General features: G+C 69.4%; 21 protein-coding genes. 12 read left to right on the top strand and 9 right to left on the bottom strand.

Annotation, left to right across the window (positions count from 1 at the left end):
* Positions 1-37: 37 nt before the first annotated feature.
* The 3 genes from NWFMUON74_RS23540 to NWFMUON74_RS23530 are packed head-to-tail and all read right to left on the bottom strand — an operon-like array spanning position 38 to position 2,801.
* The gene (locus NWFMUON74_RS23540) at positions 38-1,087 is read right to left on the bottom strand and encodes an ABC transporter substrate-binding protein (protein ID WP_187683974.1); all 1,050 of its coding nucleotides are present in this window, start codon (positions 1,085-1,087) and stop codon (positions 38-40) included.
* A gap of 3 nt (positions 1,088-1,090) precedes the next feature.
* Positions 1,091-1,978 (bottom strand): ABC transporter permease, encoded by an 888-nt coding sequence (locus NWFMUON74_RS23535; RefSeq protein ID WP_197986901.1) that lies wholly within the window; start codon positions 1,976-1,978, stop codon positions 1,091-1,093.
* Positions 1,968-2,801 (bottom strand): ABC transporter ATP-binding protein, encoded by an 834-nt coding sequence (locus tag NWFMUON74_RS23530; RefSeq protein ID WP_187683972.1) that lies wholly within the window; start codon positions 2,799-2,801, stop codon positions 1,968-1,970. Before NWFMUON74_RS23530 ends, NWFMUON74_RS23535 begins: the two co-directional genes overlap by 11 nt.
* A gap of 259 nt (positions 2,802-3,060) precedes the next feature.
* Between NWFMUON74_RS23530 and NWFMUON74_RS23525 the strand changes: the two genes are divergently transcribed.
* Together NWFMUON74_RS23525 and NWFMUON74_RS23520 are read left to right on the top strand one after the other, a co-directional pair.
* A complete protein-coding gene (locus tag NWFMUON74_RS23525; RefSeq protein WP_187689376.1) occupies positions 3,061-4,767 on the top strand; it encodes a sensor histidine kinase in 1,707 nt (568 codons plus the stop codon).
* On the top strand, positions 4,749-5,420 hold the full coding sequence (locus tag NWFMUON74_RS23520; protein WP_187683971.1) for a response regulator: 672 nt from the start codon (positions 4,749-4,751) through the stop codon (positions 5,418-5,420). Before NWFMUON74_RS23525 ends, NWFMUON74_RS23520 begins: the two co-directional genes overlap by 19 nt.
* 89 nt (positions 5,421-5,509) lie before the next feature.
* Here the strand turns inward: NWFMUON74_RS23520 and NWFMUON74_RS23515 are convergent, their stop codons facing one another.
* Entirely contained in the window at positions 5,510-6,127 is a 618-nt protein-coding gene (locus NWFMUON74_RS23515) for a class I SAM-dependent methyltransferase (RefSeq protein ID WP_187683970.1), read from the bottom strand.
* 98 nt (positions 6,128-6,225) lie between these two features.
* Positions 6,226-6,801, bottom strand: a complete 576-nt coding sequence (locus NWFMUON74_RS23510; RefSeq protein ID WP_187683969.1) for a TetR/AcrR family transcriptional regulator — start codon at positions 6,799-6,801, stop codon at positions 6,226-6,228.
* 90 nt (positions 6,802-6,891) lie between these two features.
* Between NWFMUON74_RS23510 and NWFMUON74_RS23505 the strand changes: the two genes are divergently transcribed.
* A complete protein-coding gene (locus NWFMUON74_RS23505; protein ID WP_187683968.1) occupies positions 6,892-7,329 on the top strand; it encodes a DUF6463 family protein in 438 nt (145 codons plus the stop codon).
* On the opposite strand, the gene NWFMUON74_RS23500 is transcribed toward NWFMUON74_RS23505, so the two are convergent.
* Positions 7,316-7,633: a hypothetical protein gene (locus NWFMUON74_RS23500; protein ID WP_187683967.1), complete on the bottom strand. Its 318-nt coding sequence runs from the start codon at positions 7,631-7,633 to the stop codon at positions 7,316-7,318. The two genes, NWFMUON74_RS23505 and NWFMUON74_RS23500, sit on opposite strands and share 14 nt — an antisense overlap.
* 76 nt (positions 7,634-7,709) lie before the next feature.
* Positions 7,710-9,089 carry an alpha/beta hydrolase family protein gene (locus NWFMUON74_RS23495; RefSeq protein WP_232110549.1) on the bottom strand — a complete coding sequence of 460 codons (1,380 nt, stop codon included), beginning with the start codon at positions 9,087-9,089 and terminating at the stop codon, positions 7,710-7,712.
* Positions 9,090-9,273: 184 nt separating this feature from the next.
* Here NWFMUON74_RS23495 and NWFMUON74_RS23490 point away from each other — a divergent pair, with 184 nt between their 5' ends.
* Together NWFMUON74_RS23490 and NWFMUON74_RS23485 are read left to right on the top strand one after the other, a co-directional pair.
* Positions 9,274-10,527 (top strand): serine hydrolase domain-containing protein, encoded by a 1,254-nt coding sequence (locus tag NWFMUON74_RS23490; RefSeq protein WP_187683965.1) that lies wholly within the window; start codon positions 9,274-9,276, stop codon positions 10,525-10,527.
* An 87-nt stretch (positions 10,528-10,614) separates the two neighbouring features.
* The gene (locus tag NWFMUON74_RS23485; protein ID WP_187683964.1) at positions 10,615-10,833 is read left to right on the top strand and encodes a hypothetical protein; all 219 of its coding nucleotides are present in this window, start codon (positions 10,615-10,617) and stop codon (positions 10,831-10,833) included.
* 87 nt (positions 10,834-10,920) lie between these two features.
* Here NWFMUON74_RS23485 and ilvA read toward each other — a convergent pair whose 3' ends face one another.
* Together ilvA and NWFMUON74_RS23475 are read right to left on the bottom strand one after the other, a co-directional pair.
* Positions 10,921-12,285: a threonine ammonia-lyase IlvA gene (gene ilvA / locus NWFMUON74_RS23480; RefSeq protein WP_187683963.1), complete on the bottom strand. Its 1,365-nt coding sequence runs from the start codon at positions 12,283-12,285 to the stop codon at positions 10,921-10,923.
* 54 nt (positions 12,286-12,339) lie between these two features.
* Complete coding sequence (locus NWFMUON74_RS23475; RefSeq protein WP_187683962.1) at positions 12,340-12,774, bottom strand: nitroreductase family deazaflavin-dependent oxidoreductase; 435 nt, start codon at positions 12,772-12,774, stop codon at positions 12,340-12,342.
* An 88-nt stretch (positions 12,775-12,862) separates the two neighbouring features.
* Between NWFMUON74_RS23475 and NWFMUON74_RS23470 the strand changes: the two genes are divergently transcribed.
* The 7 genes from NWFMUON74_RS23470 to NWFMUON74_RS23440 all read left to right on the top strand — a co-directional run bounded on the left by NWFMUON74_RS23470 (position 12,863) and on the right by NWFMUON74_RS23440 (position 26,486).
* Positions 12,863-13,087 carry a hypothetical protein gene (locus NWFMUON74_RS23470; protein ID WP_187683961.1) on the top strand — a complete coding sequence of 75 codons (225 nt, stop codon included), beginning with the start codon at positions 12,863-12,865 and terminating at the stop codon, positions 13,085-13,087.
* Between the two features lie 238 nt (positions 13,088-13,325).
* Positions 13,326-14,387, top strand: a complete 1,062-nt coding sequence (locus NWFMUON74_RS23465) for a LacI family DNA-binding transcriptional regulator (protein WP_232110548.1) — start codon at positions 13,326-13,328, stop codon at positions 14,385-14,387.
* Between the two features lie 153 nt (positions 14,388-14,540).
* Entirely contained in the window at positions 14,541-15,623 is a 1,083-nt protein-coding gene (locus tag NWFMUON74_RS23460; RefSeq protein WP_187683960.1) for a hypothetical protein, read from the top strand.
* 15 nt (positions 15,624-15,638) lie between these two features.
* Complete coding sequence (locus NWFMUON74_RS23455; RefSeq protein ID WP_187683959.1) at positions 15,639-16,109, top strand: YbaB/EbfC family nucleoid-associated protein; 471 nt, start codon at positions 15,639-15,641, stop codon at positions 16,107-16,109.
* A gap of 119 nt (positions 16,110-16,228) precedes the next feature.
* Positions 16,229-21,997: a WXG100-like domain-containing protein gene (locus NWFMUON74_RS36625; protein ID WP_483414315.1), complete on the top strand. Its 5,769-nt coding sequence runs from the start codon at positions 16,229-16,231 to the stop codon at positions 21,995-21,997.
* Positions 21,998-22,020: 23 nt separating this feature from the next.
* A complete protein-coding gene (locus tag NWFMUON74_RS23445) occupies positions 22,021-22,302 on the top strand; it encodes a hypothetical protein (protein WP_187683957.1) in 282 nt (93 codons plus the stop codon).
* A gap of 647 nt (positions 22,303-22,949) precedes the next feature.
* Positions 22,950-26,486 (top strand): WXG100-like domain-containing protein, encoded by a 3,537-nt coding sequence (locus tag NWFMUON74_RS23440; protein WP_280374007.1) that lies wholly within the window; start codon positions 22,950-22,952, stop codon positions 26,484-26,486.
* The last annotated feature ends 10 nt before the right edge of the window (positions 26,487-26,496 follow it).

Genomic DNA, 26,496 nt, shown 5'->3' with positions numbered 1-26,496 from the left:
CCGCCCCTCATGCGGCCGGGCATCCCGCAAGGGCACGCTACTGGTTGCCCTGTAGTGCCTTCTCGACGAACTCGTTGGTGTAGGTGTCCTCGAGGACGATGCTGTCGCGTTTCGGGGCGACATTGCGCGAGTACCGGCTCAGGATGTTCAGGACATTCTGTGCCCCTTCGGGTTTCATCAGGCCGTCGCCGTTGAACATGCCGATCGAGTCGCGGATGGATTGGATGTAGAGGTCCTGGCCGCCTGCCGCGTACTGCGAAGGCATCTCGGCCGCGATGTCCTCCGGGGTGTGGGTCTCGATCCACTGGAGGGTCTGGACGAAGGCGGTCGCGAGCTTCTGGACGATGTCCGGATGCGACCGCACCGTGTCGCATTTCATGTACAGCGACGAGGCGGGGTAGAGGCCGCCGAGGGCGGCGCGGGTGCCGGACTCGGTGCGCATGTCCAGGAGGATTCGCGCATCACCGGATTTCACCATCTGCGCCACGGTGGGGTCGGTGGTCATCCCGGCGTCGATGCCGCCGTGGTTCATACCGGCGATGAACGTCTGTCCCGCACCGACTTTCACCCGGTCGTAGTCGGAGGTGGTCAGGCCCGCCTGACCGGCCAGCGCCTGGGTGAGGAAATCGGTGGACGAGCCCAGCGACGTTACGCCCAGCTTCTTGCCGCGGAAGTCGGCCGGTGAACGGATCTCCGCCGCCTGCGCCTTCGACACCAGCTGCACCTCGCCCGGCACATCGGAGAACTGGACGACGGTGCGCAGGCACTGCTCCTTGGCCTGCAGGTCGACGGTGTGATCATAGAAACCCACCACCGCCTGCACATCGCCGGTGAGCAGCGCCGTCTCCGCGCTGGCGCCGGACTGTTCGCCCATCAGCTTCACGTCGATGTCGTTGCGCGCGAAGTTGCCCAGCCGTTCGGTGAGCATGGCGGGCAGGTAGATCACCTTCTCCAGGCCGCCGACCATGATGGTGAGCTGCGGGCGGCCGTTCGCCATCGGGATCCGGCGGGAGTCCCGGCAGCCCGTCGCGAGCAGCAGGGTGCAGACCGCCAGCAGCACGACGGCAATATGCTTGCGATACTTCATCACTCATACCTCGTGTGCCGACTGTGACTGCGCCGGACGCCATTTCAGCAATCGCCCCTCCGCCATGCCGATGACCCATTCGGCGAGCAGCGCCACCACCGTGATGATGATCATGCCCGCGTAGATGCCCGCCGCGTCGAAAGTGCCCTGCGCGTTGGAGATCAGCAGGCCCAGGCCCTTGCTCGCACCGGCGTACTCGCCGACCACCGCGCCGATCAGCGCGAAACCGAACGCGGTGTGCAGGCTGGACAGGATCCAGGTGGTCGCGCTGGGCAGCACGATCTGCGACAGCACCTGCCACTGGCTCGCGCCCAGGATCCGGGCGTTGTCGATCACGTTGCCGTCCACCTCGCGGGCGCCGGTGAAGGCGTTGAAGAACACCGCGAAGAAGGTCAGCACCACCACCGTCGCCACCTTCGACTCCAGGCCCAGCCCGAACCAGATGATGAACAGTGAGGCCAGCACGATGCGGGGAACGGCATTGAGCGCCTTGATGAACGGCGCCAGCACCTCGGCCCAATAGCGGCTGCGGCCGAGCAGCACACCCAGCACCACGCCCGCCACGGCACCGATGGCGAAGCCCAGCACGGCCTCCGCGACGGTCGTGACGAGCTGTAGCCAGATCGAGCCGAACTGTGTTCCCTCGGTGAACCATTCGACGATGCGCTGCCAGATCAGCGACGGCTTCGAATAGAAGAACGGGTCGATCCACACCGTCGCCGTCAGCTCCCAGGAGCCCAGCCACAGCACGATCAGCGCCAACCGCAGACTCCAGGTCCGGAGCCGGGCGCGGCGAGCCTGGCCGCGGGCCCGGGCGAGGATCCGCTCCTCGGTCTCCGTCTCGACTTCCGGTGCGGCGGCGGCGGTTTCGGTGAGAGTGTCAGGCGACACGGTGCGCTCCTCTCGCGCGAGCGGCCTCGACCTGGTCCCGCAGCGTGCCCCAGATCTCGGTGTACAGCCGGCGGAACTCGTCGGTGAGGCGGACCTCCTCGACATCGCGCGGGCGGTCCAGGGTGACCGGGAAATCACCGCACACGGTGGCGGGGCTCGCGGTCATCACCACCACACGGTCGGCGAGCGCGATCGCCTCCTCCAGGTCGTGGGTGACGAAGACGACCGCGGCGCTGTGCCCGCGATCGGTGCCCGTGCCCGACCACACGCGCAGTAACTCGTCCTGCATCAGCTGGCGGGTCTGCACGTCCAAGGCGCTGAACGGCTCGTCCATCAGCAGGATCTCCGGCTCGTTCACCAGGGTCTGGGCCAGGGCGACGCGCTTTCGCATACCGCCGGAAAGCTGGTGGGGATAGTACTTTTCGAATCCGGCCAGGCCCACCTTGCCGACCCACTCCGCGGCGCGGTGCCGGGCTTCGCGTTTCGTCGCACCCTGCAGACGGGGCCCCAGCGCCACGTTGTCGAGGACGGTTCGCCACGGTAGTACGGCGTCCTGCTGGAACATGTAGCCGATGCCGTCGGGGATGCCGTCGACATCCTTGCCGCGCACCAGGGTTCGTCCGGCGGAGGTCTTCTCCAGCCCGGACACCAGCGACAGCGTGGTCGATTTGCCGCAGCCGGTAGGGCCGACCACCGCGACGAATTCGCCTGGGGCGACGGCGAAGTGGAGGTTCTTCACCGCGGTGTGGATGCCGCCGCCGGAGCTGGGGAAGCGTTTGGTCGCGGCGCGGAACTCGATACACGGGGGTGTGGGGGTGGGCATGAATACTCCTTCGGGCCGCGCACGATGTGAGGTGCGGCCGTGCGCACGACGGTAAGTGTCGGCGGTCACAGAGAGAAGGTTGTGCGCACTAGTGGCGCTAGCTGCGATTCAAGCGTTCTGCGCATTCTGTGCAGTATTGTTGGCCTTCGCTTCGCTGCGGCGAAAACCTTGTGGTCGGGCCCCAGGACTGTGGTGGTTGCGTTCGGGCGCGGGGGCGCCGGGGTGTACAACTTCGGGGGTGGGTGTGTTCGGCCGTGGGATGCGGTTGCGGACGCAGATCGTGTTGCTGCAGGTTGTGCTGGTTGCGCTGACGCTGGGTATCGCGTTCGGCGTGTTCGCTTATGTAGGGCAGCAGCGGTTGTCCGACGAGTACGGGCAGCGGGCTCTGGCCGTTGCGCGGACGGTCGCGATCGATCCCGAGGTGCGGGCGGAGACTTCTCGTTACTCCTCGGCTACCTCGGCTGATGCACGGACGCTTCGGGAGGAAGTCGCCGTAGGGCCGCTCGCGCGGATCGCGGAGGAGATTCGGCGGCGGACGGGGGCGTTGTACGTCGTGATCACCGATGACGCGGGGATTCGGCTGGCGCATCCGGATCCGGCGCGGCTGGGGGAGATGGTGAGCACCGATCCGTCGGCGGCGCTGGCGGGGCGCGAGGTGGTGATTCAGGAGCGGGGCACGCTGGGGGAGTCGGTACGGGCGAAGGTTCCGGTGCTGCGGCCCGACGGGGAGGGCGTGGTCGGTGAGGTCAGTGTGGGTATCTCCACGACCGCCGTGCGGGAGCAGCTGTGGGTCGATCTCGGTCGGGCCGGGCTGCTCGCGGCGGCCGCGCTGGTCGCCGGCGTGATCGGGTCGATCCTGCTGGCGCGGCGCTGGCACGGGCTGACCCTGGGGCTCGAGCCGCCGGAATTGGCGGAGTTGGTGCGCGAACAGGCCGCCGTGCTGCACGGGATCGGCGAAGGCGTGGTAGCCGTGGACACGAACTGGCGTGTGACAGTGGTGAACGACGAGGCGCGTCGGTTGCTCGGCATCGACGGCGCGAGCGGGCGGGCCGTGGACGACATCGGTCTGTCGCCGCGGGTGCTGTGGGTGTTCCGCGCGGCCGACGGCCGGCCGGTTCCGGCGGCGGTCGGCGATCGGCTGGTGGTCGTCACCGCACGGGCCGTCAGCCGCGACGGGCGGGAGCTGGGCGCGGTGCTCAGTGTGCGCGACCGCACCGATGTCGAGTCGCTGACCAGGCAATTGGATGCGGTGCGGGCCATGAGCACCGTGCTGCGCGCCCAGCGCCACGAATTCGCCAACCGCCTGCACCTGCTCAGCGGCCTGCTCCACGGCGGCCGCCCCGAGGAGGCCGCCCAGTACCTCGACGAACTGCTCGGCTCCGGCCCGCTGGGCGCCGCGCTCCCCGGCATGGACGCCGTGCACGACCACTACTTGCGAGCCTTCCTGGCCGCCAAGGCCGCCCACGCCCGCGAGAGCGGAGTCGACCTGCGACTCGGGCCGAACACCTGGGTGGGCACCGATCTCGTTGTCCCCGTGGATGTTACGACGGTCCTCGGGAACCTGCTCGACAATGCCATCGAAGCGGCTCGAACCGGCGGCCCCGCACCGGAGGGCGGATCCGATACCGGCTCGGCCGACGGCGGGCCGGTGCGGCAGGTGGAGGTGGAATTGGTCCAGGAGGCGGCGACGCTGCACATCACGGTGACCGACAGCGGAACCGGCGTGGCGCCCGGGCTGGCGGAATCGGTTTTCGCGGAAGGGGTTTCCACGCGGCCGGACAATGGCGCGCCGGGCGGTCGCGGGATGGGGCTGGCGTTGTCGCGGCAGGTCGCGCGGGCGCTGGGCGGGGATGTGGTGTTGTCGAGTCCGGGTGGGCCCGGGACGCCGCTGGGCGGGGCGGAGTTCATCGCCCGCTTGCCCGGGGTGCTGGTGGAGGGAGAAACCGCATGGGCACAACCGATCTGACCGTCCTGGTCGTCGATGACGACTTCCGGGTGGCCGACCTGCACGCCGGAATCGTCTCGGCGCTACCGGGTTTCGTCGTGGGCGCGACGGCCACCACCCTGGCCGCCGCCCGCGCCGCGATCGCCGGTGCCGCTTTCGACCTGGCACTGGTCGACGTCTACCTGCCCGACGGTGCGGGCCTGGATCTGGTGCGCGAGATCGACTTCGACGCGATGATGCTCACCGCCGCGACGGAGGCCGACACGGTGCGGTCGGCCCTCGCCGCGGGTGCGCTGGGCTACCTGGTCAAGCCCTTCGATCAGGCCGCGCTCGCGGCGCGGCTGGCCGGATACGCGCGCTATCGCCGCCTGCTCGCCGCGCCGGTGGTCACCGCCCGCGACATCGACGCCGCCATCGAGGCACTGCGCCCCGCCGGACCGGCCGCGCCACCGGCAGCGACGGCGTCGCCCACCAAGGACCTTGTGCTGCAAGCGGTTCGGGGATCCGCGTCGGCGATGTCGGCCGCCGAGGTCGCCGCGGCGACCGGTGTCTCCCGCGCTACCGCGCAGCGCTATCTGGCGAACCTGGTCGCCACCGGCGCGCTGCGGATGCGATTGCGCTACGGCAGCACGGGGCGACCGGAACAGGAGTATTCCGCCACCCCCCGCCGGTGAATCCGGCCGGTGGACTGGGTTGTACAGGCGCCACGAAAGGTATTCCGCCCATCCGCAGCGGGGATGAACAGCCGCGTGGGCCATGCCCGTCAGGCGGAGACGGCGACTCCGAGATATTGCGCACCCAGGAATTTCGGAGCCGACTCCTCGTAGAAGCGGTCCAGCTCCCGGATCTCGAAACCGGCGCCCTCGAGGGCGGACTTGATGTCGCGATTCAGATGGCATCCACCGAACAACGCCTTCTGCACCGGATTGAGGCGGTATTGCCAGACCTGCACCTTGGCGTCCGGCGCCAGGCCGTGCTCGACGAAATGCAAGGTGCCACCGGGTACCAGGACTCGCCGCAATTCGCCCAGGGCGGCATCGAGGTCGGGAATGGTGCACAGCGTCCACGTCGACAACGCCGTGTCGAAACTGTTGTCCGAGAACGGCAGCGACTGCCCGTCCAGCCCCGAGCGCCGCACCGGAACCGGCGACTCCGCCACTCGCGCCGCCGCCAGCCGCCACCCGGCATCGGCCGGTTCCACAGCAGTCACCCCCTGCACGACAGCCGGGTAATACGGAACGTTGTGCCCGGACCCGAACCCGATCTCCACCACCCGCCCGCTCAGCCCGGCGCACACCCGCCGCCGCATCCGCTCATTGGCCGGCAGCCCGCAGGCCATATCGATGATCCGCGGCAGCACCCGCTCGCTGTAGATTCCCACCCCACCACTCTGGCAACCTTCGCCGTCCGGCACATCCGAATCCGGCCGACGATCCGACGGGAACCCGCGATTTCACTCCGATCGGTGTCGGAGCGCCGTCAGCGGCCTCGCTGTCCTGGGTCGCCGGGCCGGGCCAGGATGAGTTCGGCAGCGCGGGTAACGACCTGGGCGCGATCGCGACCGGGATGGTCGGCGGCGAGGAAGGCGTTACCGATTGCCAGACAGAAGGCGAGCAGGGCGCGGACCTCGATCTCGTCTGGATCGGAGCAGTAGGCGCCGATCATCTCGCGCGCCAACCGCATGCGCTTGTTGTCCACGCGGCGCAGGCGCTCGGCGATGGCCCGGTCGCGCCGGGCCCAGTCGCGCAGCGCGAGGTCGACCGCGCGCACGTCGTCTGCCGACTGCAGGAATCTGCCCACCAGCCAACCCATGTCCCGCGCGGCGCCCTCCTTTTCGACCCGATCGATCTCCCTGTCGACACTCTGGTTTTCCCACGTGTCCAGCATCTCCGCCAGCAGCGCGTCCCGATCGGCGAAGTAGCCGTAGAAGCCGCCTCTGGTCACACCGAGCCGCTTGGCCAGGGCGTCGACACGTACCGCATCCACTCCGCCCTCTGCCAGTGCCCGCAAGCCCTCCTCGACCCATTTCTCACGCGGTGTGCGCAACGCGCCCATACCGTGCGCCGCCTCTCCGGGGTTGTGCAGTGCTGTATATTTGTCTAACCTCGAGTTATACACCACTGTATAACAGCTTCGGGGTGATCCATGATCAAGTTGGCAGGTTGGCTCATCACTTTGTGCGGGCTCGGACACACGCTGGGTGCCCTGACGCAGACCGTTCCCCACTATGCCGGGGACTGGTTCGGGTGGGCATTGTGGGAGGAACAGAACAAAGACCCCGTGGCGATGAGCCACACAACCGCCGCGTTCTGGTATTCGGTTTTCAGTTTCGGCCCGCCACTGTTCCTGGTCGGCCTGATCGTGTTGTGGCTGAACCGCCGCCGGATCGCCCCACCGTCGTTCGTCGCGTGGAGCATTGTGTGCTGGACCGTGATCACCGCGATTCTCTCCGGACCCTCACCCCTGCTGTTGCTGCTGATCGCATCCGTCCTCCTGCTGGCCGGCGCGCGCCGCGCCGCCCGCGATCGTAGCCACGCGAGCGGCTTCTCGAGTCGGCCCGCAGCCCGGCCTACGCCTGGATGACCTCGACTCCCACCAGCGCGTTCAACGAGTCACAGCTGGCCCAGGACTGGTTCTGCCCGTACTGCACCGGGCCGTACTTCCAGTAGACGAACGGGACGGGCCAGGCGACGCAGGTGAGTTTCACCTGGTGCCAGGTCGGTAGTTCACAAGTGGACATCCCGCCGGTATTGAAGATGTTGTAGACGTGACAGTTGGCCTGCCACACCGGTACGTCGGCCTGTGCCACGCCGCCGCCGACGAGGGCGGTGGTCGCAGCGGCGGTGGCGACAACGGCGCCGGCCGCAATTCGTTTCGCGGAAAACATCCCGAACCTCCTGAATGGGTGATGCCCGACTCATCGCACCGGGGTAGCCATTGCGTTACTGGAGGCCGAGGTGGGGCTACCGCGCCGGTGTCACCCGCTGCGCCAGCCAATTGCCGATGTAGTCCAGCACTTCCGGGGCGATGGTGGTCTCGATGGCCGGATATTCGGCGGGACTACCGGTTTCGGCCGGTTGCATCAGGTGATTGAGGCCATCGAAGACATGGATGTCGGCGTCGGGAGCGGCGGCCAGATAGCGTCGCGCCAGCGGCTCGCTCTGCGCCGGCGGCACCTGCCAGTCCTTGCCGCCGTAGCATGCCAGCACCGGGATCCGCAGCGCCGACAAGGCGGGCGCCGGATCGTAGGAGACGAACGAGGTGAAGTACACGCTGGTGAACTCGTCGACCTGGGCCGGGGACAGCCGCTGGTCCGGGGACCGCTGCGCGTTGCGGTCGGTGAGGTAGCGGCGCACCTGCTCGATGTCGCCGGTGCGCGAGAGCGTGGTGAGCGTGCTGACGAACGCGATCCGGTCGCTGATCTCCTCGGCCGAGGCGTCCTCGGCGGCCAGACTGATCCGGTTCTGTTCCATCAGGACCTCGGCGCCGCCCGCGGCCGGACCGGCCATCATGATCACGAACGCGACACCGGCGCCCGGCCGGGCGGCCACCAGCGGCGCGAGATATCCGCCCTCGCTGTGCCCGAGCAACCCGATCCGGTTCTCGTCGATATCGGCCCGGCCGCGCAGCTGATCCAGCCCGGCCACGACATCGTCGGCCAGATCGTGGTAGCTGGCCCGGTGGAGATCCCCGCCGGTGCCGCCGACCCCGCGGTCGTCGGTGCGCAGCACGGCGTACCCCGCGCGGGTGAGACTGTCGGCGAGCAGCAGGAACGGCTTGTGCCCGAGCAACTCCTCGTTGCGGTCCTGCGGCCCGCTGCCGCTGATCAGCACGACGGCCGGATACGGGCCCGGGGTCGCGGGCAGGGTCAGGGTGCCCGCGATCGTCACCGCGCCACTGGCGTAGCGAACCTCCTCGGACCGGTACGGGAACGGCGGGCGCGGCTCCTGCGGGCGCGGCACCTCGGGAACGGTCCCACGCTCGAAGGTCAGCGGCAGCGTCTCGCCGGACTGGGTGAACGTCCCGGTGATCGTGTCGGCGGCGCGGTCGTATCGCCCCTGGAAAGTGGGCGTGCCCGGCAATCGCGGAATGGTGAAGCGGACATCGTCCGGCACCCGCGACACCTGTTCGAGACGCCGCTGGTAGATGCCCTGCACCGGCACCGAGACGGTGTCGCCGTCGTCGCCGAAGGTCACCCCCATCGGTACCGGGTGTTCCGGGACGGGCAGCGTCGCGTGCCAATCACCGGCCAGCGACCGGTCCGCCGTGCTCGGTGCGGGGGTCGGCGTTCCCGAGGTCGAGCACGCCCCGGCCATCGCGACGACGAGCAGCAGCAATGCCAATGATCGCAACGATCGCATAACCCACGATAGCCATTCGAGCCCCCACGGCCGGGGCAGCTCCGGGAAAACCGCAGGATTACCGGGCCACGGCGGCCGCACCGGCGAGATCTCGGCGCGGTGAGGGGAAATCACCACTCGGACAACGGCATTGCCGCATTTCCGGCACACCCGTACCGTGGATGGTGTGAGCAGCGTCGCTTCCTCTTCCGATCCCGCGGAGCTTCCCGCCGGGGTGGCCGGTCACGCCGCCCCCGGTTTCGAGCCGCTGGTGCGAGCCTTCGCGCGGTTCGTCGGTGACCGCCCCGGCGCGGGCGGAGCCCTGGCGGTGCACCGCCACGGCGAGCCGCTGGTCGACATCTGGACGGGCAACGCCACGCCCGCCACCGCCTGGACGCACGACACCGGAGCCATCGTGTTCTCCGCGACCAAGGGCGTCGCGGCCACGGTCATCCACCGGCTCGCCGACCGCGGGCTGCTCGACTACGCGGCGCCCGTCGCGGAGTACTGGCCGGAGTTCGGCGCCGCGGGTAAGGACCGGATCACGGTGCGCCAGGTGCTCACCCACAGCGCCGGGCTGTCCGGCCTGCCCACCATCGCCACGGGCCTCGACGACGTCCTCGATCACGAATTGATGCAGCAGCGCCTGGCCGCCGCGAAACCCGATGCGCTGCTGGGCATTCCGGCCTACCACGCGTTGACGTTCGGCTGGCTGCTGGCCGGGCTGGGCCGCGCGATCACCGGCCGGACCATGGCCGAGCTGTTCCGCACCGAGGTGGCCGGACCGCTCGGCGTCGACGGCATCCATCTCGGCCGCCCGCCCGACGGCGCGCCGACCACCGTCGCGTCGATCGCCGGTTCGCGGCTGGCGGTCGTCGGCTCGCCGCTGGGCGCGCTGGTGCTCGGCCGCGCCTACGGGATCCCGGGCGCGCTCGGCGCGGTGGCCCGGTCGCTGTTCCTGCCCGGCGTGGAGGCGCTGCTGGAGGGCGACGAGCCCTCGATCCTCGGCACCGAACTGGCCGCCGGCAACGGCGTGTGCACCGCCGAGGCGCTGGCCACCATGTACGGCGCGCTGGCCTGCGACGGCATGGCCGGTGGCCGCCGGTACCTCTCGTCGGAGACGATCAAGGCGCTGCAGCGGGTCGAGCGCTACCGGCTCGACCGCGCGCTGTTCTATCTGCCGATGCTGTGGCACCTGGGCTATCACTCGCTGCCCGTCCCGGGCGGACGCGCGGGATTCGGCCATATCGGACTCGGTGGTTCGTTCGGCTGGGCCGAACCGCGCCTCGGTCTGTCGGTCGGCTACGTCCACAACCGCATGACCTTGGACAGGTTCGCCTGGGACCAGGTCGCCTCGGGCTGGGTGCTGCCGCTCGCGGTGCGCGGCGCCGAGGCCGCGGGGCGGCGCGCGGCCCGAGGCGGTCGCAGGCAGGCGGCGTAGTAGCGCGGTCCCCTATACAGTGCCGGGGAACGATTGTCCGCCCGCTTCACCGCCCCGGTGGAGCCGCCATGGATCGAGAGATATTTCGTGCGTACCACGATTCGCGCCGTCACCGCCGGCTCGATCATCGCCGCCGCCTTGTGCGCCGCCACCGCCACCGCCGGGGCCGACACCCCGCAGCCCGGCCTCCTCGAGCGGATCGCCGACCAGTTGCGCGACATCGGCACGGGATCGACCGCCGCCAACTGGCACTGCCAGTTCGGTTCCAGCAACGATCCGGCGTGCTTCCTGCCGTACTACGACTGACCGGGGACGACGCTCCCGCCGCGGTCCCGGGAGTGCTCACGACTCCTCGGACGCGGTGAGAGCCGTTGTCCCGTAAGGGTTTCCGGTTCAGGTGAGGTAGCGGTAGGCGGGGGAGCCGGGATCGAGCCGCTCACACTGGATGGGCGAGTCGTGCATGCGCTTCTGCAGCGGCTCCAGTCCGTCGGGGGAGCCCAGTTCGATACCCACCAGTGCCGCGCCGGTCTCGCGATTGTTGCGCTTGACGTATTCGAACAGGGTGATGTCGTCGCCGGGGCCGAGCACCTCGTCGAGGAAGCGGCGCAGCGCGCCGGGCTCCTGTGGGAAGTCCACCAGGAAATAGTGCTTCAGACCCCGGTGCACCAGCGAGCGCTCGATGACCTCGCCGTATCGGGACACGTCGTTGTTGCCGCCCGACACCAGGCACACCACCGTCGACCCGGGCGGGACGTCGATCTCGGCGAGCGCGGCCACCGCCAGCGCCCCCGCGGGCTCGGCGATGATGCCCTCGTTCTGGTAGAGCTCCAGCATGGCGGTGCAGATGGCGCCCTCGTCCACCTGCATGAGACGGAAAGAGCCCGCGCCCCTGGGAGATTCGGTGGCGGTCAGCAGCGGCAGCGAGCCGTGCGAGCGGACCCGTCCGCCGAACCTGGACACCGCGTCGTAGGGCAGCTGCCCGATGCGGCGCACCGCCGCGCCGTCGACGAACGGGTCGATCTCCGGCAGTGTCACCGGGCCGCCGGCCACCAGGGCCGCCGTCATCGATGCCGCACCGGCCGGCTCCGCGCCGAGAATCGCTGTGGCGGGCGATCTTTCGCGCAGGTACGTCCCGATTCCGGCCAGGCAGCCGCCGCCACCGACCGGCACGATCACCAGATCCGGTGTGCCGGTGAGCTGTTCGAGCAGTTCGGCGGCGATGGTGCCCTGACCGGCGGCGGTGCGCGGGTCGTCGAACGGCGCCACCATCGTCGCGCCGGTGCTCGCCACATCGTCGGCGGCCGCGGCGGCCGCGGCGTCGTAGGTGTCGCCGACGGCGATCAGCTGCACCAGCGGGCCGCCGTGCGCGCGGATGCGGTCGCGCTTCTGCTTCGGTGTCGTGGTGGGCACATAGATACGGCCCTGGATGCCCATCGCCTTGCAGGCGTAGGCGACGCCCTGGGCGTGATTCCCGGCGCTGGCCGCCACCACACCGGCGGCGCGCTCGGTCTCCGACAGCTGCACGATCAGGTTGTAGGCGCCGCGCAGCTTGTAGGAGCGGACCGCGGTGAGGTCTTCCCGCTTGACGTAGACGTCGGCACCCGAGGCGGCCGACAACCGCTCGATACGCTGCAGCGGCGTCGGCTCGATGATGTCGGAAATTCGCTTGGCGGCGGCATCGATCTCGTCCGCGCTCAGTTCGGGCAGCGGGCCGGTTACCTTTTCAGCGACATCAAGCGGGTTGGACACCCGAAACATGCTAGCCGGGCGGCCCCGGCGGCGAATGCCCACGGTCCTGCGGGCCGCGGCGGATCACCGCGGAGTCAGGACGAAAACGGGAATCTCGCGGTCGGTCTTCGTCTGATAGTCGGCGTAGTCGGGGTAGGCCCGCACGGCCCGCTCCCACCACACGGCCTTCTCGTCGCCGACCACCTCGCGGGCGGTGTAGTCCTTCACCACCGCGCCGTCGCGCAGTTCGACGTGCGGGTCGGCCTTGATGTTGTAGTACCAGACCGGGTGCTTGGGCGCCCCGCCCAGCGACGCGACCACCGCGTACTCGCCGTCGTGCGCCACGCGCATCAGCGGTGTCTTGCGGAGTTTGCCGGTCTTCGCGCCGCGGGTGGTCAGCAGGACGATCGGCAGGCCCTTGATGGTGTTGGCCTCGGTGCCGTTGCTGGCCTCGTACTTCTCGGCCTGTTCGCGGGCCCAGCCCGAGGTGCTGGGTTCGTACTCTCCGGTGAGTGGCATGCCCTGGAGAATGCCCGGCTACCTTCCGGATATTCCTGGGTGGAAATGTTCGATGGCCCGAACTTCGCGATCCGTGTAACCTGTCGACATGGCAGTGGTCGACCCTATCTCCCGTCCTGCGGCATCGCGGCGGACGATCGATATCGCGGGTACGCCCTGGCCGCTCTACAAGCTCGAGGCACTCGTACTCGGTGCCGTCGTTCTCGCGGTGCTCGCGCTGGTCACCGGCTCACCGCAGGTCGCGGTGCTGGCCGGGGCCGCGGTGGCGACGGTTCGCTGGGTCGTCGGCGCGGTGGGCACCGCCCGCTCGTAGCACCTCCGGTTCACCGAAACCGACGCCGGGTTCGGCGGCTGCGTGTTAGCGTTAACACGATGCGGCACTAATTGTCGGGGACCGCGATACCATCGACAGCCGTTGACAGGCAATCGCTTTCGGTGGCCATGAGGGGGCCGCCGAAAGCGGCCGCGCGAGCGCTAACCTGAATTCGGAACGATCGGGGTCGCGTCAGCACAGCGGCCCGGAAAGCGGGAATGTGAGTGAGCTTGCGAGCGTGAACGACAGCAACACCCGCGCGGCGCGCGGCTCCGGCGACAGGCCCGCGGTGATGACCGATGTCGCCAAGCTGGCGGGGGTCTCACATCAGACTGTGTCGCGCGTGCTCAACGACAGTCCCCAGGTGCGCCCGGAGACGAGGGAACGCGTGCTGGCCGCGGTCGCCGAACTCGGCTACCGGCCCAACGCGATGGCTCGTGGACTGGTGAGCCGGCGCTCCAAGGTGCTCGGCGTCGTCACCTTCGACACCATCCTGTACGGCCCGGCCTGCATGCTGCTCGGCATCGAAAGAGCCGCGCGCGCAGCCGGTTACGGCGTCAGCATCGTCACTCTGGAACGGGTCGACCGCGCCGGGGTGCTGGCGGCCGTGGACACCCTCGCCGGTCAGGGTGTCGACGGCGTGATCATCATCGCCCCCCAGATAGCCGCTGCGGCCGCCCTGCACAACCTGCCCGCCCGGCCGGTGGCGGTGGCCGTCGAAGCCGGTCAGGACGCGCCGCTCCCGTCGGCGGCCGTCGACCAGTTCGAGGGTGCCCGGCTGGCCGTGCGGCACCTGCTCGACCTCGGGCACGCGACCGTCTGGCACGTGTCCGGCCCGAGCGATTCGCTCGAGGCTCGCGACCGCCTCGAGGGCTGGCGGCGCACCCTCGCCGCGGCGGGCGCGGCCGTGCCCCCGCCCATCGGCGGCGACTGGAGCGCGCGCTCCGGGTACGAGGCGGGCCTGATGCTGGCCGCGCAACCCGGCGTCACGGCGGTCTTCGCGTCCAACGACCAGATGGCCCTGGGCCTGCTGCGCGCCTTCGCCGAGCGGGGAATCACAGTGCCGGAAGACATCTCGGTCGTGGGCTTCGACGACATCCCCGAGGCCGCCTACCTGTCCCCGCCACTGACCACCGTCCGCCAGGACTTCGACGAGGTGGGCCGCCGCAGCATCGGGCTGCTGCTGCGACTGGTGGAGTCCGAGGGCGCGGTCCCGGCGCCGTCGCCGGTGATTCCGTCGCTGGTGGTTCGCGCGAGTTCTGCGGCGCCCGAGCGGCATTCGGCGAATGGACGGGTGTAGCCCGCTGCTCTCGCCGGTCCTGGGTTATCCCCCCTCCTGGGAATAGCAGAGACTGAGACGAACGAGCACTTCGAGCGAACCGGGTGAGCAGATGAGGACAGCGGCGCGTCATGCCCGGGTGTGCTGCTGCTCGAGCGAGTCGAAACGACCGACATGAGTTCGTCGTTCTCCTTCGATGCCGATCAATTCTCCGGGCAGTCACCGATATTCGGGAGCGCGGGCGACGAGTTGGCGGCCGCGCTGCGCAATCTGCAAGCGGTGCTGACCAGCGAGGGTCGCTGCTGGGGCAACGACGAACCGGGGGAGGCTTTCGCGCATACCTACAGTCCGGACGCCGAGAAGACGGTGAAGAACCTCGAGACCCTCGTCGGGATGCTGCGGTATACCGGCGACATCGTGAATCACTCGGCGAAGTTGTTCGACAATCTGGACCTGGATACGGCTGCGAATGTAGGAAGAACCGGCGACTCGGCGATTCCGTCGGCCACCTTCGCACCGCCGAGTTCGCCGCCCACCGTGGACACCGGTGCACAGCCGACCGTCACGCCCACTCCTGCGCCCACCGCGTCGCCGGTGGTGCCGGGGACCTCGCCGGTCACCGCCGGTGCACCGGCCGGCCGGGACGTGCCGGGCGGTGCACCGGACGGTTCCGGCTCGCAGCCGGCGTCGTCGTCGAACAACGGCGCGAACCAGCCGTCCTCCTCCGGCACACCGAGTTCGTCGGAGTCGCCGAGCGGTTCGGCGAACTCGCCCGGTTCGAAGGGCACGTCCTCGCCCGCCGCTGCGGCCGCCGGCTCGTCGCGAGAGGAAGTCTCCGAGCCGCCGCGAGTGAGCGTCGCTCCCGCGAGTGCCCAGGCGGCGGCGGTGTCCGGTGCCGACGGTGAGTCGTCCGGCCCGATGGCGGCGGGACCGGCTCCGGGTTCGACCGGCGACAGGTCCGATCGCCAATCGGCTCAACCGCAGTCCGGCGCCCGGCCGCCGGGTGGTCCCGGGGGTGGGCAGCAGCCGCAGTCGCCGGGGCAGAGTCCGAGACAGCAACGTCGCGAACGCAAGAAAGACGAGAAGGACCGGAAGAAGACCGCGCAGGTCGCACCTCCCGAAACGGCGGATCGTCCACCCGTGGTGACCGACGATCCGCCGACCACGCCGGTGCGGCGGCAATGGGCCGAAACTCTCAGCACCCCTTGGTCGAAGCCCAGCCGTCAGCCGGCGGAAACCCGAAACGTCGATGCTTAGGAAAGGATGCCTCGGATGGATCGTCCGGATTTCGATGCGCTGAGCTCGGCCAACAACGAGATGAAGAAGCTCGTCGACTCGCTGCTGGATGGGCTGGACCAGCAGCGCGCGGACCTTCCGGGGGTCTGCGAACGGCTGTCGCAATCGCGTACGTCGGCGTGGTCTTCGGACAAACTGGTCCAGGTCACCGTCGACGCGTATGGAATCGTCGTCGACGTGCAGTTGACGGCGAACGCATTTCAAGCGGGACCGCCCGCCCGGCTCGCCCGCTCCATTACCGAAGCCGCGCGGGCCGCGGCCGAGGCGGCGCAGCATCGGCGCGCGGAGATCCTTGCGCCCATCACCGACACCGCCGGGGCACTGCCCGACCTTCCCGACCTTTTCCCCGGGGCGCCGAGCCTGCGAGAGGTTCGCGAGATCGTCGGCGCGGCCGCGCGCACCGCTCCTGGCGTTCGTCGTGACCGCGATTCCGAGGACGAGGACTGACAGCGTTCGCAGAGGAGCGTGCGGCGTCCGCACGATCGGAGAGTGTCGGAGGAGGATGAGGTGAGCGCGAACCGCCCGCTGCCCGGCTGGGTAGCGGGCGTGCACTCCCTCGAGTGCTGATGGGGCTGGAGATACCCCCGGAGATTCCGTCCTGGGTCGTGGCGGCGGTGGCGGGTCCGTGGCCGGAGGGGGACGAGGACGCACTGCGTCGGTTGGGCCACGCCTGGACCGAGATCGGTGATGCGGTCGCGCGGGCGGCGGAGCTGTCCGGCGAGGCGCGGTACCGTGCTGCCGGGGCGATCGAGGGACAGACGGCGGAGGCGCTGAAGCGATACGGCATCGATCTCGACAACGGCCTGAACAGTGCCGCGAAAGCGTGTTACGGACTTGCCGAGCAATGTTTCAACGACGCGCTGCAGACCGAGTACAGCAAGTACGTGATCATCGGCTCGCTGGCCGCGCTGGTGGTGCAGTTGGTCATCGACGCGTTCGTTCCGGGCTTCGGTCAGGTGCACGGTGCCGCGGCGACGGCGGCGACCCGGCTGACCGTGCGGGCCGCGTTCCGTGAGCTGATCACGAATCTCGGCACCGACGCCGCCCGGGCGGCCGCGGCCCGGTTGGTGAAGACGATCTTGTTCAAGGGTGTGACCCTGGGCGCGATCCAGGGTGGTCTGATCCCGTTCGGCGCCGAGGCCGTGCAGATGTTCGAGGGAAACCGCGAAGCGGGCGAATTCAACTGGGACCAGATCGGTTTGGGTGTGGTCGCCGGCGCCGCGGCCGGTGGTGTGGGTGAGTTCGTGGGTGTGCGCACCATGATGGGCCTGGAGCGCCGCTTCTTCAGCAACAGCGCGCCCGGGTTCCTGGGACGGGCCGGTGTTCGCTTCGCCGGAGCCGGTGCGGGTGGTGCCGCGGGTGCGGTGGCCGGGGTGGTGTCGCTGGTGCCGTTCACCGGGGAGCTCGATATGGGGTGGGACCACATTCTGCCCGGCGTCGTGGGCGGTGTGCTGGGCACCATGCCGCATGCCCTGCGCGGCCCGGCGGGCCCGGCGGTGGCGCCGAGAACCGACGGGGAGGGCGGGCCTCGTACGGGTGGGGAGCCCGAATCCGGTGGCGGACCCGGCGACAACGACGGTGGGTCGCCGCCCGCTGATCCGGACGGCGCGCAGCAACTCGCCGATGACGCGGAAGCGGCGGGTGACGCCGCCGCGCAGGCCGCCGCGGTGGATGTGCAGGCGGCGGCAGACCAGTCGTTGCAGCAACAGCAACAGCAACAGCAACAGTCCGGTGCGGATCACCGAGGCAGGGACCGCGAAGCGGCCGCCGCCGATTCGAAAGCCGCACCGCAGTCCAAAGTCGAAGCGCCGCAACAGCAAATGGTCGATCGGCCGGGCGGCGCGGATCGAGACGCCGCGCCGGCTCAGGGTGACCGCTCCGAGGCGAAGACCGGTGTCGGCGCCAAGGCGAGCCCGGAGACCGGAGTCGGCGCCAAGGCGGCCCCGGAGGCCGCGGCCAAGGCAGCGCCGGAGGCTGCGGCCAAGGGCGGGGAAGCCAAGTCGGCGGTCTCCGCCCCTCGGGTCGACCCACGAGAGATCCCGAAGGTTCCGGTCGACACCGGCCCCGGGGAGGGCGCGGGTGCTCGCGTCCAAGAGCAGACCGGCTCGGCGGACCAGCACGTCGCCGGTGCGAAGGAGAGCCACGAGCAGGCAGCGGGCGACGCTGTCCAGGGGCGTGACGAGGTTCAGGCCCGCGATGACGTGGTGGCGCGGGATGAGGCTCAGGGCCGTGATGACGTGGTGGCGCGGGATGAGGCTCAGGGTCGTGATGACGTGGTGGCGCGGGATGAGGCTCAGGGTCGTGATGACGTGGTGGCGCGGGATGAGGCCCAGGGTCGTGATGACGTGGTGGCGCGGGATGAGGCCCAGGGCCGTGATGACGTGGTGGCGCGGAACGAGGCTCAGGGTCGCGATGACGGGGTCTTGCAGGGTGAGGTTCAAGGGCGCGACGATCTTGTGTCGCAGGGTGAGACGCAAGGTCGCGACCATGCGCGGGGGCGTGATGCCGAGCCTGGACGCGATTCCGCGGAACCGGTCGCCGGTAGCCGCGAGGAAGCCGCTGCCCGGCACGATCTGATGCGGGCGCTGGCCGAGGACATGCACTCGGTCGTGGACGGATTGCGGGCGCGCCTGGAAGCCGCGGCAGCGGCAGGAGCCCACCGTGCCGACGGTGAATCCGCGCCGCGCCGAGACGATTCCGGTTCCCGCCGTGAGGAACCCGCGCGGCGATCGGAAGCGGATGATCGCCGTGACGGCGCCGCGCCGCGCCGGTCGGAAGCCGAGGCTGCGCGTGACGGTGCCGCGCCGCGCCGGTCGGAAGCCGAGGCTGCGCGTGATGGTTCGGCTCCGCGCCGATCGGACGCGGAAGCGCCGCGTGACGGGGCTGCACCGCGTCGTTCGGAGTCGGAAACGCCGAGCGACGGCTCCGGATCGCGGGCGCCGGAGGCCAGCCGCAGCGAATTGAACCGGGCATTCGCCAGCGATATGCGGTCGGTCGTGGACAACCTGCGCGCGCGGGCCGAAGCCGCGGCCGCGGCAGGAGCCCGGCGGCCGGACGGCGGAGAAGGCGCTACGCCCCGGCCCGAGGAAGGACCGACCGGGGGTCCGCGCCGCGACGACGGAGAACCCGGTCCCCGGCGGGAGGAGCCCGCTCGCGACTCCGAGGGCGAGACCTCACCGCCTAGCGGTGCGGCCGCCCGCGAAGCCGACGCCGCCCGCAACGAGATGAACCGCGCACTCGCCCGGGATATGCGCGCTGCGGTCGAGGACCGGGTCAACGCCTTGGAGCGTATGCGCGCACGCGCAGCGGAAGCGGCCGCGGCGGGCGGCCGCCGCACCGACGGAGAGTCCGCACCCGCACGCCCCGACAACGACGGATCGGCGCCGCCCCCCGCCGAGCCCGCACGTGGTCGCGAACCGGAAGTGCCCGCCACACCCCGCAGCCGCGAGGAGCAAACCCCCGCCGCCCGCCGCGAGGAATCCACTTCTCGCCGAAGCGAAGAGAAGGCCACGGCTGGGCGTGAGCAGGAGGCTGCGGCTCGGCGTGAGCAGGAGGCTGCGGCTCGGCGTGAGCAGGAGGCTGCGGCTCGGCGTGAGGAAGAGGCTGCGGCTCGGCGTGAGCAGGAGGCTGCGGCTCGGCGTGAGCAGGAGGCTGCGGCTCGGCGTGAGCAGGAGGCTGCGGCTCGGCGTGAGCAGGAGGCTGCGGCTCGGCGTGAGCAGGAGGCTGCGGCTCGGCGTGAGGAGGAGGCCGCTGCTCGCCGACGTGAGGAGTTGGCTGCCGCCCGGCGTCGGGCGGAGGAGGAAGCGGCCGTTCGTCGTCGTGCGGAAGAGGAGGCCGCTGCCCGTCGTCGTGAAGAGGAGGAGGCTGCGGCGCGTCGTCGTGCGGACGAGGAGGCTGCTGCCCGTCGGCGTGAGGAGGAGGAGGCCGCTGCTCGCCGTGAGGAGGAGGAGGCTGCGGCTCGTCGTCGTGCGGACGAGGAGGCTGCTGCTCGTCGTCGTGCGGAGGAGGAGGCCGCTGCGCGTCGTCGTGAGGAGGAGGAGGCTGCTGCGCGTCGTCGTGCGGAAGAGGAGGAGGCCGCTCGTCGTGAAGAGGCGGAAGCGGCTGCGCGTCGTCGTGCGGAAGAGGAGGCCGCTGCCCGGCGCAGGGAAGAGGAGGAGGCCGCAGCCCGGCGTGCGGAAGAAGAGGCCGCCGCTCGCGGTCGGGAGGAGGCCGCCGCCGCCCGTCGTCGTGCGGAAGAGGAAGCAGAGGTAAGGCGTCGCGAGGAGGAAGCCGCTGCCGCGCGTCGTCGTGCGGAGGAGGAGGCCGCTGCCCGTCGTCGTGCGGAGGAGGCTGCGGCGCGTCGTCGTGAGGAGGAAGCCGCTGCCGCGCGTCGTCGTGCGGAGGAGGAGGCCGCTGCCCGGCGCAGGGAAGAGGAGGAGGCCGCCGCGCGTCGTCGCGAGGAAGAAGAAGCCGCCATCCGCCGTCGTGTCGAGGCCGCGGCCGCGCGTCGTCGTGCGGCGGAGGAGGCCGAGGCTCGCCGACTTGTGGAGGAGGAGGCCGCTGCCCGTCGTCGCGCGGAGGAGGAGTCCGCCGCGCTGCGTCGTGCCGAGGAGGAAGCCGCCGCCCGCCGTCGCGAGGAGGAGGAAGCCGCCGCGCGCCGGGAAGAGGAGGAGGCTGCCGCTCGTCGTCGTGAGGAAGAGGAGGCTGCCGCTCGTCGTCGTGAGGAAGAGGAGGCTGCCGCTCGTCGTCGTGGAGAGGAGGAGGCTGCCGCTCGTCGTCGTGAAGAGGAGGAGGCTGCCGCTCGTCGTCGTGAAGAGGAGGAGGCTGCCGCTCGTCGTCGTGAAGAGGAGGAGGCTGCCGCTCGTCGTCGTGAAGAGGAGGAGGCTGCCGCTCGTCGTCGTGAAGAGGAGGAGGCTGCCGCTCGTCGTCGTGAAGAGGAGGAGGCCGCTGCTCGTCGTCGTGAGGAAGAGGAGGCTGCCGCTCGTCGTCGTGAAGAGGAGGAGGCCGCTGCTCGCCGACGCGAGGAAGAAGAGGCCGCCCGTCATCGCGAGGGAGAGGAGACGACCTCTCGGCCCGAGGACGACATACTCGAACATCTCACCCGGGCGGAACGGGACATCAAAGCTCTCGCCGACGAGCTGAAAGAATACAGATACGCGCTGCGGGCCAAAGAAGATATGGCGGCGCAATTCGACCGTCACTACCGAGACGCCGTCGCGGCCCTGGGCAAGGGTGATATCCGCAGTTTCAACGAGCACCTGGGCCAGGCTCGCGATGTCCTGAAGGCCGCTCGGGACGCATACCGAGAGGGCGATCTGCGCGCCGCCGAAGGCTTCTCCGAACGCAAACTGGTGCCGAAGCTGAAGCGAAACGAGAGCCAGCGTCGCTACACGAAGGACGAGTACATCCAACACTGGGAGAACAAGCTCGGCCGCAAGATGACCCCCGAAGAAGTGCGGACCATCGAACGAGGCTGTGTCGGTGTCAGTATGGTGCGACTGGGCCGTGACGACACCCTCCCCCCGATGAACCTTGTATTCGACGATCCGGTGGCCCAGGCGCGCGTCGCGGTGGCGGAAAAGGAATTGGCGGCCGGTGAGGCGGCGAACGGCCGGGTGAACGGGGCTCAATCCCATCGCCGCGTGCTCGAAGCCGAACTCGACGAGGCGCTGAAACAGCCGGGTGCGACGGAGGAGTCACCGAAGGTGAAAGCGGCGCGCGAAAAGCTCGAAGCCAAAGACAAGGAAATCGCCGAGTTGAAGAAGGCGGCACGGGAGGAGTGGGCCAAGCTTTCCGAAGAGAAGCGGAACGAGCTGAAAACCGAGCGGCAGGAAGCAAAGATCCGCGGCGGTGAGAAGACTTTCGAGCGGGTCTCGAGCTATGCGGAAAAATTCAATGAGATTCTGAGCCGCAAACCTGCCACGGTCGAGGAATTCATGCGGATGGTGAACGAAGACCCGCAGCTTTCGCAACTCAAAGGCATTGCCGACCAATTGCCGAGAGGTAGCAGCCCGTCGGAGTGGGAGGCTGTGATCTTCTCCAAGCACTTCTACTCCGGTGCGGACCGGGTGCACCCCGACGCGCAGAGATTCGCGCCGGACCCGGAAACCGGCCAGGTGGACATGGTCGGCAAACGTACGCCCGGAAAGAATGGGTACGTCAATTTCGACTACGGTTGGTACGATCCGCAATCGGATACCTGGCTGCACGCCAACCACATGGAACCGAAGACGCCGGCAGAGCGGGCGCGAATGGGGCCGATGGAGGTCTTGCAGAGTACGCCGAGGAAGTTCTATTCGAGCTACATCGACTTCGATAGTGCCGTGATCGGTATAGCCTTTGTTCGTAAGGCGTGACCGGAACACCCGAGTGAGGAATCATGAACTTCGAGGAATATCTCGACACACCCGTCACCCTGTACGGCATCGCCGAGAACTCCATGGCCGGTGCGGTGCTGGTGTGCGGCCCGGAGGCCCACGTCTTCATCGACGGGGTCACCGAATGGGGTGAGGACGTGAGACTCAAGGCGATCGAGCTCGACGGCGTACTGACCAGCGAGGGCGATGACGCCGACCTCGAACCCGACGAGACCGGTATCGCCCGACACGGCATCGGTCGCCACTACGTGGTCAAGGATGCCACCTGGGAAGTTATTTCCTGAACTGCGAGCTCGGCCGCGGGCCGCCCTGCGTGGGTGCTGGGCTACCCGTACCGTCACTGTTCCCAAATCTGGGAATGGACGACACTGGGCACAACCTGGCGTGAGGAATCGGGGGAGGGACTGATGAGGTCGGTCGGCTGTATTCGACGTGTCATTTGCCGCGCGCGGGGGTGTGCGCGTGAGCATCGGCGAGGGCTTTCATGAGCCGCGTACTCTCCTTCGGTTACGACGATTACGACGAATTCACCGCCGATTTCACTGAAACGGCGATCGCCGGTGATCGCCGGGTGCGAGGTCACCATTCGTCGCCTGAAACGCCGGCATACAACCCGTCGTATTCGGCGGGTAGCGCTGCCGCAACCGAGCCGGCGACCGAGAATGCGGACAGGCCGCCGGTCGACCGGACGTGGCCGTCGGACGAGGCGTGGACGCCGTCGACGTGCTGGTCCGAACGAGAATCCGCGGGCACCGACGTTCCCCGGACGGATGGGACGAGAACCGGCATCTGAGAAGGGGGGCGACTTCGCGTGGAACAACAATCGAATTCGAGCAAACGGCTGGTGACAGTGCCGGTCGGCTCTTGCGGAGTGGTGCTGGACGGGCAGCCGTCCCAGCCCGGAGATGACGGACCCACTCGCAGGTAAGCGATGACGCTCGAAATCCCCAAGGAGATTCCGCCCTGGGTGATCGCCGCGGTGGCCGGGCCGTGGCCGGAGGGGGACGAGGACGCGCTGCGCCGACTGGGCGCCGCATGGAAGGAGATCGGCGACGCGATCACCCGGGTGTCGCAGCTTGCGGGCGAGGCCCGGAACAGGGCCTTGGCGGCGATCGAGGGACTGACCGGCGAGGCACTCGAAAAACACGGCCTCGACCTCGACGGCGACCTGAAACACGTAGCGGCCGCTTGCTACGGGCTGTCGGAACAATGCATGCAGGATGCGCTGGCCACCGAATACAGCAAGTACGTGATCATCGGGTCCTTGGTGGCGTTGGTCATTCAATTGGGCGTGGATGCGTTCGTCCCGGGGGTGGGACAGGTGCACGGTGCGGCGGCGACGGCGGCGACCCGGTTGACGGTGCGCGCCGCGTTCCGCGAGCTGATCACACGGCTGGGGACGGAGGGTGCGCGGGCGGCCGCGGCGCGGATGGTGCGGGCGATCGCGTTCAAGGGCGTGACATTGGGTGCGGTGCAGGGCGGCGCTATACCCCTTGCCGCCCAAGCGGTTCAGATGACCGGGCCGGGGCACTATCGGAAGGAGTTCGACTGGAAGGACATCGGCCTGGGCGTTGTCTCCGGCGCCGCCGCCGGTGCCGCGGGCGAGTTCGTCGGCGTGCGGGCGATGACGGGACTGGAACGCCGCTTCGCCGGAAATGCCACCTCCGCGGCGCGGAACCGATTGCAGCAGACCGGTATTCGTTTCGCCGGCGCCGCGGCCGGCGGTGCTGCCGGTGCGGTGGCCGGAGTCGCGTCGGTGGTCCCGTTCACCGGTCAGTTGGACATGGGGTGGGACCATCTGTTGCCCGGCATGGTTGGTGGTGTGCTGGGTTCGATGCCGCACGCGCTGCGCGGTCCGGCCGGGCCCGCGGTCGGTGCGCCGGTCCGCGACGGGAGTGGACCGCCCGCCGGTGACGGACCGGGCGCGGGGGACAGGACGGGCGCGTCCCCGAATGGCGACGACGGGCCGCCGCCTTCCGCACCCTCCGGGGACGAGGGCCGTGGATCGGAAGGCGGCCGGGACGACGGTGCATCCGGCGGGCGGCACGACGATTCGGCCGATCCTGCGACGCGGTCGTCCGACGAGGAAAGCCCATCCGGCGCAGCGCGTTCGGAGGGCGAGCCGCCTCCGGAGGCGGTGGTTCGGCCCGAGAACGAAGCCGATCCGGCGAGCGAGGCGCGACCGGAGTCCGCGGCACGTCCCGAATCGGAGCCGCAGCCTGACGCGCGCGCTGACGACGGGCCTCGCCCGCAGCCGAACGAGGATGCCGAGGGCAGCGGCGGTCGCCGAACCGAAGCAGAGCCCGGCACCTCACGCGAGGAGAACGACACGGCGACACCTGTTCCCGGAGGCCGGGACGAAGACGTGCCGACGCGATCGTCGGACGAGGCCCAGCCCGAGACCTCGGCCCGGCCCGAGAACGAATCCGGTCCGGGAAGCGAGGTGCGTCCGGACAGCGCGGCCCGCCCGGAAAACGAACCTGCACCCGCGACCGAGGCACGCCCGGAAAATATGGCTCGTCCGGAGGACGAAGGAGAGCCGGTCGGTGAGGCGCGTCCGGAGGCGGTGGCTCGTCCGGAGAACGAAGGGGAGTCAGTCGGTGAGGCGCGTCCGGAGGCGGTGGCTCGTCCGGAGAACGAGGCGGTTCCGGAGGGTGAGGCTCGTCCGGAGACTGTGGCGCGGCCCGAGGGCGAGCCACGGCCCGAGACGGAGGTGCGTCCGGAGGACGGAGCCCGCTCCCGGCCGCGGGAGGAAGGCGAGGAGCCCGGGGGCCGTCGAACAGACGAAGAGTCCCGCACCCCCCGCGATGAATCCGGCACGGAGACACCGGTTCCCGTTCGCGGGGATGAGACGACTCCACCGCGCGGCCGAGACGGCGAGAGGACGCCGCCGCACGCCCGAGACCGTGAGGCCACTGCGCGCGGTCGTGACGGCGAACGGACTCCGCCGCGCGGCCGTGACAGCGAGACGGCCCCGCCGCGTGGCCGTGACAGCGAGACGGCCCCGCCGCGTGGTGATGAAGGCGAGGTCACCGCGCCTCGCGGTCGCGAAGCAGAGGCCGCAGCGGCGCGTCGGGGTCTGGACGAGACGACCCGTGATGCGGACGAGGCGACCGCCCCTCGCGAGGTGGACGATACGGCCGTCCCTCGCGAGACGGACGAGGCGGCACGCCGTCGTGTGGAGGAGGAAGCGGCTCGCCACGAGGAGGAGGCGGCACGCCGTCGTGCGGAGGAGGAAGAAGCCGCCCGCCGTGAGGAGGAAGAGGCGGCCCGCCGCGAAGAGGAGGAGGACCCGCCCACTGTCCCCACCAGACGGACCAGGTTGGGTGACGAGGAAGCGGCTCGGATGGCAGCGGGCGAGGAGCCCGGGGCACTGCGAGTCGAAGGTGATTGGTCGGATCGTGAATTCGTCCCGGATCTCGCGGGTCGAGGCACCGATACCTATTCGAAAGACCAAGTCATCGAGATGTGGGAGAACAAGATCGGCCGGAGGATGACACCGAGCGAGATCGCAACGCTGGAACTCGGGTGTGTCGGGATCACGAGCACGGTGGCCGGTCACCCGCTGCACCCGCCGAACAACCTGGTATTCAGCGATCCCGCCACCTATCGCCCCCAGTTCGACGCCGAGCGGGTGCTGGTACCGCTGGACCGGGCGAACAGTGATTTGAACAACGCGAAAATGTCGCTGCTCGATGCGCAGGACAGGCTGCGCGAGATCAACATGGCGCACAGCTACGATGCTTCGGTGCCCGAGGTGATCGAAGCCAGAAGGGTGGTGCGCGAGTGGACGAAATACGTGGACCAACTTCGGCAGGTGGCACGCGAAGAGCTTATGAAGATCGGCGACGAAGTCAATCGGCTGCAGGAGCAGCGGGCGATGGCGCAGCTCGAGCACAGCATGGCAACCAAGGATATGGTTCTGGGCTACAAGCGCGCATTCGAGGATATTCTGGAGCGGCAGCCGGCGACCAGGGAAGAATTCCTGCAGATGGTCGCGGAGGACCCGCAGTTGTCCGGGCTGCGCGATGTGGGCCGTTTCCTGCCGAGCGGCAAACCCTCCGAGTGGGACATCGTCGTTTTCGCGAAGCACTTCTATTCCGGACAGGAGCACGTCCGTGATCCCGCTGGGAATCCGCTCTACGAGCCCCGGACCGGTTGGCCGATCGCGCGGCCGACCGATCCGAACCCCGATATGTTCGCGCCCGATCCGGAGACCGGGCAGGTGGATATGTCGGGCGATCTATGCTGTGCCAAGGGCCCCGGCATGGGTAATTTCGACTTCGGTCTGTACCTGGAGGATATCGACGCCTGGATGAATGCGAATCATATGGAGTACCGCGACCCGGCGCAACGGCAGGCGGATCCGATGAAGGCATTCGTGCAGACGGACATCCGGTTCCACAACTACGGTGGCTACTATGACAGTGCGGTGATGGGACTCGTGTTCCGACGTATTGTACCGTGACAATTCGAGG

This window comes from Nocardia wallacei, from assembly GCF_014466955.1.
Classification (GTDB): Bacteria; Actinomycetota; Actinomycetes; order Mycobacteriales; family Mycobacteriaceae; genus Nocardia; species Nocardia wallacei.
The sequence above is the reverse complement of the archived record's forward strand: the minus strand, read 5'-3'. Positions and strand labels throughout refer to the sequence as shown.